The following is a 12,477-nucleotide window of genomic DNA, read 5'->3' on the forward strand; positions in this document are numbered from 1 at the left end:
AGTGTAAAATATTTCCACTGAGGCGTATCCTGCAGAGTTTTACGCAAAACCGATCATATCATGTTTTCCCGTTTTTCATATACGGCTCGAGCCTGATTTTATCGCAAAAATGCGTGCGCATTCCGCTCCGTCTTGCCCTGAGGCCGGAGAAAACGGTATCCTGAACGACATGAGCGCTCATCTCGATTCCGGAACGATCCGGGCAATGGAACATCTTGCGTCTTTCAGAAAAAACATCATCGGGAACGATGAATCGGTGCCGGGACCCTACGGATCGCACCGGCTAGTATACGCCGACTGGATAGCGAGCGGGAGATTGTACCGCCCGATAGAAGAGCGGATGACGGAGCTTGTCGGGCCCTGGACGGCGAACACGCATTCGGAGTCGAGCCACCTCGGCCAGGCGATGACGATCGCGTATCGGGAAGCTCGCGAGCGGCTCAGAAAAGAAGTAAACGCCTCGGCGGACGACGTAGTTCTTCCAGTCGGATCGGGAATGACCGGAGCGGTGAGCAAGCTTCAGCGGATGCTCGGGCTCAAGATTCCGGAAAACCTTTCCGGCCGCCTTGCGCTTGCGGAAAACGAACGGCCGGTCGTCTTCATCACCCACATGGAGCACCACTCGAACCATACCTCCTGGCTTGAAACCCTGGCGGACGTTGTCGTCCTTCCTCCGGACGAACAGCTCCTCACCGATCCGCGCGAACTTGAAAAGGCGCTCGACAAATATCGGGACCGGCCGCTGAAAATCGGCAGCTTCACCGCAGCGTCGAACGTTACCGGAATCCGTGTTCCCTACCGCGAACTCGCCCGCATCATGCATCGGGCCGGCGGCTACTGTTTTGTGGATTTCGCGGCGAGCGCTCCCTACGACCGCATCGACATGCAGGGCGGAGACCCTTCCGAGCGGCTGGACGCGGTGTATTTTTCGCCGCACAAATACCTCGGCGGACCCGGAAGCCCCGGAATTCTCGCCTTTAATAAAGAGCTCTACCACAACCGCGTTCCCGACCAGCCGGGCGGCGGCACGGTGCTGTGGACGAATCCATGGAAAGAACATAGCTATATCGCGGATATCGAAAGCCGGGAAGACGGGGGAACTCCCGCTTTTCTGCAAACCATCAAGGCTGCCCTCGCCTGCTCCCTCAAGGAATCGATGAGCGTAGACGCCATACACAAGGCTGAATCTGTTCTCATTCCCCGGGCCCTCGAAGGACTCAAGGCGATTCCGAAGGTGCGCGTGCTTGCCGGCGATAAAACCGACAGAATCGGCGCTATTTCCTTCTATATGCAAGACGTGCATTTCAACCTCGCGGTTAGGCTGCTCTCGGACCGGTTCGGCATCCAAACACGAGGAGGCTGCTCCTGCGCCGGAACCTACGGCCACTATCTGTTGGCGGTGGACCGGGATACGAGCCGCCGAATCACCTGCAGCATCAACGCGGGCGACCTCACCGAAAAACCCGGCTGGATACGCGCATCCATCCACCCGACGATGAGCCTCGCCGACATCGATTTTCTCGTTTCCTCGATCGCGGAGACGGCTGAGCGCGCGGGCGAATGGGCCGCCGACTACCGCTTCCTACCGGACGAGGCCGACTGGCGCCATGCGTCCTGGGATAGCCGGAAGGCGGCCGCGATCAAAGGGCTCTGGAAGCCGTTCGACTAAGGCCGCCGGAGCGCCTCGCCCGCGCCGGAAAACGCTTTACAGATCGTCCTTAAAGGCCGCGGCCTTGGAATAGGCCGTGGATTTCGCCTCGAAAAAATCGGTCTTCACCAGGTTGGCGTTGCTGTAGCTGCTTATCCACGAAGTCGACTCGGGTTCGGTCCGCCCGCCTTCGTACAGAAGCCCGAGGCCGAGAGCGGACGAACGGAGATTCCCCAGATACCGGATGTATTCCCCGATCATCTGTTTGTTGAGTCCGGGTATTTCGTCGCCGATCGCGTACTCGCCCCACAGGATTTCCTCTTCCACTCCGGTTCGGATCATTGCCCGGTATTCCTCCTGCAGCGCTTCTGTAAAGAGGTCAGGCCTCTCCTTTCGCAACTCTAAAAGTATCGATCTAAAAAGATACAGATGGGTATTCTCGTCCCTGTTGATGTAGCGTATTACCTGCACCGAGCCGCCCATCTTTCCGTTCCGCGCCAGATTGTAGAAAAACATGAAGCCCGAATAAAAATACACGCCTTCCAGGATGTAGTTCGCTACCGCGGCGCGGGCCAGGCTTTCGGCGTCCTGATGAATCCTGAAATCTTCGTAGAGGTCCCCGATGAACCTGTTCCGTCTTAACAGGCGCTCGTCGTCCTTCCATTGGTACAGGATCGAATTCCGCTCCTCCGGAGAACAGATGGTGTCGAGCATGTAGCCGTAGCTCTGCGAGTGCACCGCCTCCTGAAAAGCGTGGATGGTGAGGCAGAGATTCACCTCGTTCGCGGTAATGAAGGTCCCCAGAGACGGAAGATTCGCGGTTTGTATGCTGTCCAGGAAAATGAGAAAGGACAGTATCCTGTCGTAGGCGCGGCGCTCGGGAACGGAGAGAGCGCGGTAGTCTTTCACGTCCTGCTGCAGGTTTATCTCTTCCGGTATCCAGAAGTTGTTCATGCTCTGCCGGTACCAGTCGCTCGCCCATGCGTATTTGAGATTATTAAAATCGTTGAGATTCGTCGTGTTCCCGCCGATCATTCGCCGCAAATCGGCGTCTATGTCTCCCTTCTCATTGAACAGGGGTTTGGGCGTCAGTTTTTCTCCCATCGGTCTCTCCTTTTTCCTGATCTTTTTTCTGTTACGTCCCCGAGCCCGTTCAACTCGAACAGGATTCGCACTCCTCTACTTCCAGGGACTGGGACCGCACATAGTACAGGGTTTTCACGCCCTCCTCCCAGGCTTGAATGTAGAGCGCCAACAGGTCGCGAAATGATTTATCGGTGGTCACATAGAGATTAACGGACTGGGACTGATCGATATGGCGCTGCCGCTTTCCGGCGGCCCGCAGGGACCAGCTCTGGTCGATCTGATGTGCGTTCTTGTAAAACCACATGGTAGACAAGCTCAGCTCCGGAGCGGCGCGCGGAACGGTTCTGCCCTTTTTTTCCTCCAGGAAAAACTTTTTCATCACCGGATCGACTCCCGCGGTAGTTCCCGCGATTATCGAAGTCGAGCTTGTCGGCGCAACCGCCATAATCCAGCCGTTGCGCAGACCTTTCTCGCGGACGAGGCTGCGAACCTCGTCCCAGCGAGGGCCTGCGTATCCGCGCTTGCGGAAGTATTCGCCGGTCGCCCAGTCCGATCCCGCGAAATGGGAATATGAACCGCGTTCGGCAGCCAGCTCGGCGCTCGCCCGTACCGCCGCGCGATTGATCCGCTCGAACAGGGCGTCTGCGAATTCGAGATGGGCTTCGCTCTCCCAGGGAATCCCGCGCTTGGCGAGCAGGTGGTGATACCCGCTCGTGCCCAGGCCGATCGCCCGCCACGCGGAATTCGTGATCTGCGCGTACGGCAGGGGATACATGGTCAGATCGATCACGTTGTCCAGCATCCGCACCGCGGCTGCGACCGTCCGCTCAAGCTGCACTGGTTCGTCGATATCGATGTTCCCGAGCGAGAGGGAGGCGAGATTGCACACCACGAAATCCCCCGCACGGGTCGTCTCCACCACCTGAACCGAGCCGCCTTCCTGCAGCGTTTCGCTCGAAACAGTTTCCATCGCGCTCATGTTCTGCGCGATCTCGGTGCACAGGTTCGAGCAGTAGATTATTCCCTTATGCGAGTTCGGATTCATCCGGTTAACGAGGTCCCGGTTAAAGACGAAGGGAGTGCCCGTTTCCACGGCGGAGCGGAGCACCAGGCGAACGATTTCCTTCACCGGCAGGGAGCGCCTGGAAATGCGGTCGTCCTGGACGCATTCAAAGTAGCGTTTTTCCCATTCCTCGCCCCAGAAATCTTCCAGGGCCCACCCCTTCGCGGTAAGTATTTCATGCGGGCACATGAGATGCCACAGAGAATCGATGGAGTCGCGCGCGAGGCGCCAGAACAGATCCGGATAGCAGACGCCCGGAAACACGTCGTGAGCCTTCATGCGGTCGTCGCCGTTGTTGGTTTTCATCTGGAGAAATTCGGGAAGATCCTTGTGCCAGACGTCGAGCCATACCGCAACGGAGCCCTGTCTCATGCCGAGCTGGTCCACCGCGACGGCAGTGTCGTTCGCGAGCTTCACCCAGCGGAGCACGCCGCCGGCCGCTCCCTTGAATCCCCGGATCGGGCCGCCGACCGCGCGGACTTTGCCGAAATACATGCCCATCCCTCCGCCGAATTTCGACACCTGGGCGAAGCTGTCGAGGCTGCGGTAAATGCCTTCGAGCGAATCGGGAACGGTGTCGATAAAGCAGGACGAAAGCTGATGAAAGGGCTTGCGCGCGTTGGAGAGGGTCGGCGTCGCGAGAGTAAGGCGCAAGCTGGAAAGCTCGTCGTAGAACCTGAAAGCCGCCTCAGTCCGGTCGGCGCCTTCCTTCATCGCAAGATGCATGGCGATTCCCATGAACATTTCCTGAGGCGTTTCAAGCGGAATTCCTTCGCGCGAGCGAACGACGTACCGGCGAACCAGGAGATCCAGGGAGCTCCAGGTGAAAAGCGAGTCCCTGGAAGGATCGATCCGGGCCCCAAGCTCTTCGATCTCCTCCCGGCTCCAGGATTCGAGGACATAGGAGCCGTACAAACCGTCTTCCGTCAGCTTCTCGATCAGCCGACGGAAAGCCGCTCCCGCTTTGCTTCGCGCATCGCCGTCCGCGGAAAAGTCTTGCTCTCCCCGGGTTTTCCGCACCCCTGCGTAAAAAGACTCGAGTTCGAGCCGCGCGGCTATGTACTCCCACTTCGGCGCGTCCATCGATGTCAGTTCGACCGCCGAACGGATCAGGGCCGAATAACGCTCGGAAGGGACCGAGGCGCCCGCTGAAAGAGACAGATATCGTTCCTTCAATCGCTCAAGGCTGTATAGAGGCTCCGGAAAACGCCGGGAAATGTCGGTCAATGCGGAGGCCGCGGCTTTTGCGTATCCGTCTAACCCCCGCTCGCTCTCTAAAAACCAGCCGAGAAAGGAGGAATCTCCCTCCGCGCCCGGTATATGTCCAGAAGAATTCATCGCGTGATCTCCTTTATTCCGAAGATAGCACACTACAGATAGAGCATCAATATGAATTAAACGCTATATCTAACAGAGAATTCAAATTTGTCGCAGAACAAACAATCAAGCCGAAAAAAAAAACGCCGCCCGAATCGGCGGCGTTTCAGCAAAACAAAAGGCGGCGATTATTTCTCCGCTGCGACCTTTTGGAAGCCTTTCAGGTGGGAGAACAGCTCGCCCGTATAGGGGTTCCGCTTCCTGGTAACGGCTGTCCAGATCATATAAACCAGCACCGCGACGTTGGACAACAGCGCGAGGGCGCTGACCGTCATCAGGGCGGCGGCCGAATGCGAAGACTCGACGGCAAAACGGGAGGTCGACACGAAGGTCGGGAAGGCCATCGTGAACATCATCCAGAACGCGAGCGTCTGGGCGCGATGCTGCAGCCAGGCGCCCTTCTTGATGAAGAAAGCGGGAATCGTGCAGGAAATGAGCAGAGCCGCTCCTGCATAGAACGAATGGTCACCGACGCAGTTGTAAACATAGGCGAAGTTCCACAAATCGTAGGCGATGACCCAGAACCACAGCATATCCGGCCACAGCATGTCCTTCTTCTTTCCCTTCGCAACGAAGATGCCGACCCATCCGGTAATCGTGATAATATTGATGAGCCCCGCGATGCCGTTCATGACGTTCCAGGGACCGCTGAACATAAAGACACCGTCGACGATGCCGTACGCGCCCATCTTCCACACTTCGAAGTCGCGGATGCACGCTTCAAGAATGTTAAACGCGAGAATCGCCGGGGGGAAAAACTTGGCGAAGCCGCTCTTCCCCACCTTGTCGATGTGGCGGATCGCGAGAAAACCGAGGCATCCTGCAAGAGCGGAATACACCTTGACCCAGTGAAACCAGGTTCCGGTGCTGGAACCGGCGCCGGCGGTCTTCGGCCATACGAAGATGGTCAGAATAAGGGGAAGCACAATGAACAGGGCGAGAGAGGCCGCCTTGCTTAAGCGGGCGATCTCGTTGAGCAAAATCAAGCCCCCCAGAACAGCGAACCACATGAGCACGGTATACCACTGCAGGGATTCAAAAAGAAACATACTGAAACTCCTTTCTGCCGCAATTTTCTGTTTACGGCGCATTTCATCATACCTCTCCCATTTGGTAAAAACAAGCTCATTTTTTTACTAAAAAACACAACATCTGCTTGATTCTTTTTTTGTTGACTTAAAAAACAAATAGATTAATACTACGTTAAGGAGGATTTTGCATGAAAAAGATTATGGGCGTACTTATTCTCGGATGCGTACTCGGCGCTCTGGGCGCGCAGGAATTCAAGAATTTTGAAAACTGGAAAACCTTTTCAGACGAGGCCGACGGCGGGGACTCGAAAATAGCGACTGAATCTTCATTTATCAAGTTGAACGGAAAGGAAGTACTCACCGTACGAGCGACCGGAAAAGTTACGACAAAATTCCAGTACGGATTTGCCGGTATGAATGCGGAACCGGATCCCAAGACCGCTGAAGTCCTGAAATCCGGTACAGGCGTTTCCTTCTGGACAAAGGGCGACGGAAAAACCTACCGCGTCAGGGTTGAAACCTCCAACATCACAGACTACGACTATTACGGCTTCGTTTTCACCGCGGCGAAAGGCAAAGACATCGAGATCAAGGTTCCCTACAAGTCCCTGAAACAGGAAGGCTGGGGAGGGAAGAAACCCTTTGATCCGACAAAAATCACCAAAATCAGTTTCCAGACGGTCGGACAACCCCTCGAATCCTTCGAGCTGATCCTCAGCGGACTTGCAGCGTACTGATTCCGCGTACCTATTTCTAGCTTCGTAAATCGAGACTGTCTCCCCGGAGGCAGTCTTTTTTTGTGTCCTTCCTCCTTTTCCCATGACAAATGGAAGTTTTACCTATAGAATTATCGTGACGAGGACAGCCCCATGACACATACGCTCATCGCTCTTCAATGGTTCACGCAGGTAAACATTTTTACGACCCTCTCGCTGATAATCGCCGTTATGGCCTTTTGCATCGGGTTTTACGCCTTCGGAAAAACCCAGAAAACGAAGGGCAGCGTGCTCATGCTCGGGCTGTGCGTAACCATCGGAATCTGGGTATTCGCTTCAGCCTTCATATTCAGCGCCGATCCTGAAGACAGCGTCTGGTTCTGGTACTACATCCAATCCTTCGGCTTTATTCCCATGTGGCCGATTCTCATCCACTTTTTTACCGTCATATCAGGACTCGACCAGATGCCCGGCCGAAAAACCGCGATAGCAGGAGTCGAGTTCAATCTCAACTTTCCGAATATATCCGTCATCGTCCAATACGCGATAGCCATTGCCCTTCACCTCTGGATACTCGCCGGAGCGGGAGAACCCGCGGCCTATGTCCCCACGCCCCTCGGGCTTCGCGACACACCGGCGATGGACAAGCTGTGCGTGCAGATCTTCGTCTTCATGACCCTCTTCTGGTACTTCGAAGGAACGCTTCTGGTCATCATATTCTGGAAAAAATCTCATAAAAAAAACGTCAGCGTAGACATGCGCAAGCAATCCGAAGTCATCACCATAACCGGAATCGGATTCGGCGGCGTAACGCTGGTATTGAACATCATCCTCCCCATCTTCGAGCTGCCCATACCCGCATTCGGCTCCCTATTCATCGGGATGTGGATTATGTGCATAGCCTACGCGGTCGCCCGCTACAATCTGGGGGCGAAGGACGAACAGATCATCGGGCAGAAAGCGTTCGATCTTTCCGAAGAGCCCATGGTCGTCACCGATAAAGAGCTGAATATCCTTTTCTTCAACCGCTCGTTCACCAAGAACTTCGGAGCACTTCCGGCGAACCATACCAGAAAAGTGCCGGACCTTTTTCCGAACGAGGAAGGCGAATATCCGGAAGAAGACCAGTTCCACAAGGAAGGGTTCATCGCGGCGCTTTCGGTCCCGGGATGGGACGGCATCCGCCGCTTTTACAATGTTCAATCGTCCTACATTTACAACAGGCGGGAGCTGGACAGGATCCTCTTCATCTTCAGCGATATAACCGAAATCACGAACCAGAAACAGATACTCGAATATCTGGTAGACGAACGCACCGCGGAAATCAACCGCCAGCTCGTCATCACGGAAAAATACACCCGGCCCTCGCTCGTCCAGGTCATCCAGGCCGGCGGAGACCCCACCAATTTCGAACCGGCGAACCGGAACATGGTGATCATGTTCGCGGACATCAGAGACTTCACCCTCGTTTCCGAAAAACTCTCGTCCTCGGATACGGTCAGGCTTCTCAACTCGTACTTCACCTGCATGAACGAATGCATCGTGCAGGAAAAAGGAGAGATAGACAAACTGATCGGCGACGGCATCATGGCTCTGTTCGAAAACTCGGACAGCGCGGTGCACGCGGCGATCAACATGATCTACAAGCTCCAGAATTTCAACGCGTCGCAATGCATCGTCGACTCGATCATACGCAACGGCATAGGCATCAACTACGGGCCGGTAACGCGGGGAAACATCGGGTCGAAGGACAAGCTCGACTACACGGTCATCGGCGACTCGGTGAACGCGGCGAGCCGCTTCGAATCGCTGACCAAACGCTATCGTCTGCCGATCGTGATTTCCGAAGACGTAGTCGGACAGCTCCGGCACAACTACAAGATCCGCTTCATCGACAACGTCCTGGTCAAGGGGCGCGCCGTTCCCACCAAGCTCTACGAAGTGTTCGACTACAACAACACGGAAATGATCGACATCAAGCTCGGCACAAAAAACAGGCTGGAAGAAGCCTTCGCGGCCTATGCGGAGGGAAATTTCACCTTCGCGCTCGAATTGTACCAGGAGCTGGAACGCCAAAACGGACAGAAGGATCCCCTCATCCAGTTCTACATACACCGAACCCAGGAGCTGGACGCGCTGCAAAAGCTCGGCAAGCTCGAATCCTGGAACGGCATCTACCAGTTCGTGGAAAAATAGACTCGCGACAACGCATCGCAGAAGAAAAGAGGAAACGCAGCTATGAATGAAAACAAGCCTACCGCCCGGCGCGTAATGATCATCTCTATCGTTGCCCTCGCCCTTTTCTATATCGCGGGCGACTGGGCCGTCTACCTCTTCGGGAAAAGCAAGATCGCACTCGCTCCCGCCTTCCTCTGCGCCGTCGCTACGGCCAAATACGCGGCGAGCTGCCTATCATTCGCCGTCGTTTGTTCCACGCGGGAAGACAGGCTCGACAACCGCGACTGGTTCTGGCTGTTCTTCGCCTTCGTCTTTCTCATACTCGCGGACTTCTGCATGGTCTTCCTCTATCCGGTTCTCGCAGCCCTGGACATGAATCCTCCCGCGGAGCTTCAGACAGCGGGAATCATCTGCTTCATGGCCGTGCAAACCTGCCTGATCGTCAGGCATGCCCGCAATGTACGGAATCACTACCGCATGATCAGGAACAGCCCTGAACGGAGCGTAGCGAAGTCTCTTTCCGTCGAGGCAGCCGTCCTCCTTATCGCGGCGATTCCGGTCGTCGCGGCCGCCTATGCGGCAAACAGGAACAGCCTCCCGGTAATGATCGTATACGGTATATACGTTGTCCTTTCTCTCGCGGCGGCCTGGACCGTCTTTTTTCACCGGTTCTTTCCCAAGAAAAACTCATGGATGATAGCCCTGGGCGTAAGCTGCTTCTTCCTCTGCGACGTAAACGTCGGGCTCTCGTTTCTTTCGCCCTTCGCAACCACACTGGTGTGGATGTTCTACACGCCGACCCTCCTCCTCCTGTCCTCGAGCGGAATCGACTTCGACAAGCGGAGAATCATTTCTATGCGGCGCCGGTATTTCAAGGCCTCATGATGCGCGTGTAATGCGTTAAGCCGGCTGTTCATTCGGTAAAAAACTCTAAAAATCATCCCGCGGCTTTTGCAATCGCTCTTTCCAACTCCTATACTGGAATCGGGTGCACCTCATCCTCATTCCGGTTTCTTAAAAACATACGGTTGATAAAAGTGACGAAAACAGTGAAAGCGCATACTGACAATGCCCTAACCGAGCTCAAGCGTATTCCGGTTCTCCCCCTGGCCGCAGTGATGGCGGCGATACTCGGCATTTCAGCCTTGACCGCATATGTCTATCTGGACGCGGTCGTCGCGGACTCAAAAGAAACCCTCATGGACCAGCTGGATAGATCCGCGAAGCTGTCGTCTAGCTATCTGAGAAACCGTCTGCGCTTCGTGCGCATTCTCGCGCAGGAAGCATCGACGGAACTTTCCGATACACCGACGGAACGCGAACTTCTCGACCTTTCACGCAAGCTCCAGCTTATCAACACCGCCGGAATCTTTGCCGACGTGGGTTTTATAGACTCCCGATACGACTACTACACGTGTAAAGGCGAAAAAATTCCTCTGGAGGAGCTCCCGGGGATAGAGAGGGCTTTCAAGGGCGAAACAGGAATTTCATTGCCGTTTCACGATGCGGCCTCGAATGAACGGCGGATTATCTTCTTTTCGCCGGTCGTCGTCGACGGCTCTGTCCGCGCAGTGATCGCAGGCAGCCAGCCGACAAACATTCTGGAAGAACAATTCACCCAGGATTTTATGAAAGGAATGGGCCGATGCTACTTTATCGATTTTCAAGGGAATATCATTCTATACTCCCGATCGTCTCCCTACCGCGATAAGAAAGCTCTCTTCGATATTCTGGCGGCCTACACGGAGGTTCCTGAAACAGGCTATGAGGAGCTTCGGAGGCAGGCTCTCGATTTTCGCGATTCGAACGACCGGATAACCTCCGTCGCGAACAAAAAAGGCGGCTCGCTTATCCTCGGGTATAAGTCCTTTCCCGATTATCCGGACTGGAAGATCCTCTGCATCATCGATCAGGACTCCATATTGCGGGGCAGTTTCACCCTGCTCGGGAAGATTTATCTATTCAGCGCCTTCCTGCTGACAGGCGTACTCATTCTTCTCGCGATCATCTTCCTGCAGCGGAGCAAGAGCCGCAGCCGCCTCTATCAGGTCGCCTTCATCGACGAGGTAACTGATGGATGGAACTACACCTATTTCAAGAAAAACGCGTCCTCTCTCATCGATGCGGACGACAGATACTTCATTTTCAGGCTCGATATCGCGCATTTCAAGTACATCAACCGTTCGCTCGGCAACGATACGGGAAACCTCGTGCTCAAGGCGGTCTACGACTGCATCCGCTCGCATGAGGGCTCTAATCCCTGCCTGCTCGCCTCCCGCGTCATCAACGACGAGTTCATCGCTTTATGCCGGGACGACGATCCTGCCAATCCCGATCCGGCGAAACAGCTGATCGCGGAGCTGAACCGGCTGCCGAAGGCCAGAGGATTCTCCTGCAACCTGCAATACTACATAGGAGCGAGCAGAGTTCCCCCGGGAGAAACAGATCTTGAGCGGACCACGGACTTCGCCTATGTCGCCCAGAAAAATTATGAGAAGGCGGCGGTAAAAAAACAATACCTGTTCGACACGGCCATGTTCAGAGCGTCCCACATGGAAGACATCATCGAATCCCATATGGAGGAAGCGCTTTTAGCGGGAGAATTCCGGGTATTCCTGCAGCCGAAGGTGGACATAGCCACCGGCAGAACAGTCAACGCGGAAGCTCTGATACGCTGGGACAGTCCCAGGTTCGGCTTTATGTCGCCGGACGAATTCGTCCCTCTTTTCGAGCGGAACGGTTTCATCCAGCGGCTGGATTTCTATGTTCTCGACACCGTCTGTTCCTGGATGAAGGAACGGATCAAGCAGAGGCTCCCCTATGTGCCGATATCGGTCAATCAATCGCGCCTCCATTGCTACAATAATGAGTATATTACCCAGGTGCTGGACATAACGACGAGGCATTCGGTGCCGTTCAGGGATATCGAGTTTGAAATCACTGAAAGCGTGGTGCTGGAGAACATCGAAACCCTCGCCCGGTATTTCGCGGCGCTCAGATCTCTCGGTTTCAAGATTTCCATCGATGATTTCGGCTCGGGCAATACGGCGCTGAGCTTCCTGAAAAGCCTCGACGTGGATATCGTAAAAATAGATAAATCGCTCATCGACGACGCGGAAAGTTCACACAAGAGGCGGACGATGATGAAGCATATCATCGCGATGAGCCATGAGTTGGGAATGGAAGTGGTGTGCGAGGGCGTCGAAACGAGGAGCCAGCTCGATATTGTGCGGTCGATGGGCTGCGATATCGTTCAGGGCTATTACTACTCAAAGGCCCTCTCCAAGGACGATTTTTTCACGATCATCAACGACGAGTTCGCCGAATCCCAGGCATCAATCTGTTAGTTAAAGTTGACATCATCCCTGGATAAGCTTA

Annotated in this window: 8 protein-coding genes; 5 read left to right on the plus strand and 3 right to left on the minus strand. The window is 55.0% G+C overall.

The features are described 5' to 3' along the window. The first annotated feature begins 169 nt into the window (after window positions 1–169). Window positions 170–1,669, plus strand: a complete 1,500-nt coding sequence (locus K7J14_RS01660) for an aminotransferase class V-fold PLP-dependent enzyme (protein ID WP_230752362.1) — start codon at window positions 170–172, stop codon at window positions 1,667–1,669. 36 nt (window positions 1,670–1,705) lie between these two features. Here the strand turns inward: K7J14_RS01660 and K7J14_RS01665 are convergent, their stop codons facing one another. From K7J14_RS01665 to K7J14_RS01675, 3 genes are all read right to left on the minus strand, one after another. After that, complete coding sequence (locus tag K7J14_RS01665) at window positions 1,706–2,752, minus strand: ribonucleotide-diphosphate reductase subunit beta (protein WP_230752364.1); 1,047 nt, start codon at window positions 2,750–2,752, stop codon at window positions 1,706–1,708. A 49-nt stretch (window positions 2,753–2,801) separates the two neighbouring features. Beyond that, entirely contained in the window at window positions 2,802–5,135 is a 2,334-nt protein-coding gene (locus tag K7J14_RS01670) for a ribonucleoside-diphosphate reductase subunit alpha (protein WP_230752367.1), read from the minus strand. A 167-nt stretch (window positions 5,136–5,302) separates the two neighbouring features. Continuing rightward, window positions 5,303–6,223 carry a DUF5692 family protein gene (locus K7J14_RS01675; RefSeq protein WP_230752369.1) on the minus strand — a complete coding sequence of 307 codons (921 nt, stop codon included), beginning with the start codon at window positions 6,221–6,223 and terminating at the stop codon, window positions 5,303–5,305. Between the two features lie 170 nt (window positions 6,224–6,393). On the opposite strand from K7J14_RS01675, the gene K7J14_RS01680 reads away from it, so the two are divergent. From K7J14_RS01680 to K7J14_RS01695, 4 genes are all read left to right on the plus strand, one after another. Beyond that, window positions 6,394–6,942, plus strand: coding sequence for a CIA30 family protein (locus K7J14_RS01680; protein ID WP_230752371.1), 549 nt, complete (start codon window positions 6,394–6,396; stop codon window positions 6,940–6,942). 132 nt (window positions 6,943–7,074) lie between these two features. Then, window positions 7,075–9,117, plus strand: a complete 2,043-nt coding sequence (locus K7J14_RS01685) for an adenylate/guanylate cyclase domain-containing protein (RefSeq protein WP_230752373.1) — start codon at window positions 7,075–7,077, stop codon at window positions 9,115–9,117. A 42-nt stretch (window positions 9,118–9,159) separates the two neighbouring features. After that, window positions 9,160–9,984, plus strand: coding sequence for a hypothetical protein (locus K7J14_RS01690; protein WP_230752374.1), 825 nt, complete (start codon window positions 9,160–9,162; stop codon window positions 9,982–9,984). Window positions 9,985–10,136: 152 nt separating this feature from the next. Next, a complete protein-coding gene (locus K7J14_RS01695; protein ID WP_230752376.1) occupies window positions 10,137–12,446 on the plus strand; it encodes a bifunctional diguanylate cyclase/phosphodiesterase in 2,310 nt (769 codons plus the stop codon). Window positions 12,447–12,477: the final 31 nt, after the last annotated feature.

The organism is Teretinema zuelzerae (genome assembly GCF_021021555.1).
In the GTDB taxonomy this organism is placed as follows: Bacteria; Spirochaetota; Spirochaetia; order Treponematales; family Treponemataceae; genus Teretinema; species Teretinema zuelzerae.

Excerpts from the sequence above, each read along its gene's own strand:
- K7J14_RS01660 (WP_230752362.1), top strand. The coding sequence starts at position 170 with ATGAGCGCTCATCTCGATTCCGGAACGATCCGGGCAATGGAACATCTT.
- K7J14_RS01665 (WP_230752364.1), bottom strand. The coding sequence starts at position 2,752 with ATGGGAGAAAAACTGACGCCCAAACCCCTGTTCAATGAGAAGGGAGAC.
- K7J14_RS01670 (WP_230752367.1), bottom strand. The coding sequence starts at position 5,135 with ATGAATTCTTCTGGACATATACCGGGCGCGGAGGGAGATTCCTCCTTT.
- K7J14_RS01675 (WP_230752369.1), bottom strand. The coding sequence starts at position 6,223 with ATGTTTCTTTTTGAATCCCTGCAGTGGTATACCGTGCTCATGTGGTTC.
- K7J14_RS01680 (WP_230752371.1), top strand. The coding sequence starts at position 6,394 with ATGAAAAAGATTATGGGCGTACTTATTCTCGGATGCGTACTCGGCGCT.
- K7J14_RS01685 (WP_230752373.1), top strand. The coding sequence starts at position 7,075 with ATGACACATACGCTCATCGCTCTTCAATGGTTCACGCAGGTAAACATT.
- K7J14_RS01690 (WP_230752374.1), top strand. The coding sequence starts at position 9,160 with ATGAATGAAAACAAGCCTACCGCCCGGCGCGTAATGATCATCTCTATC.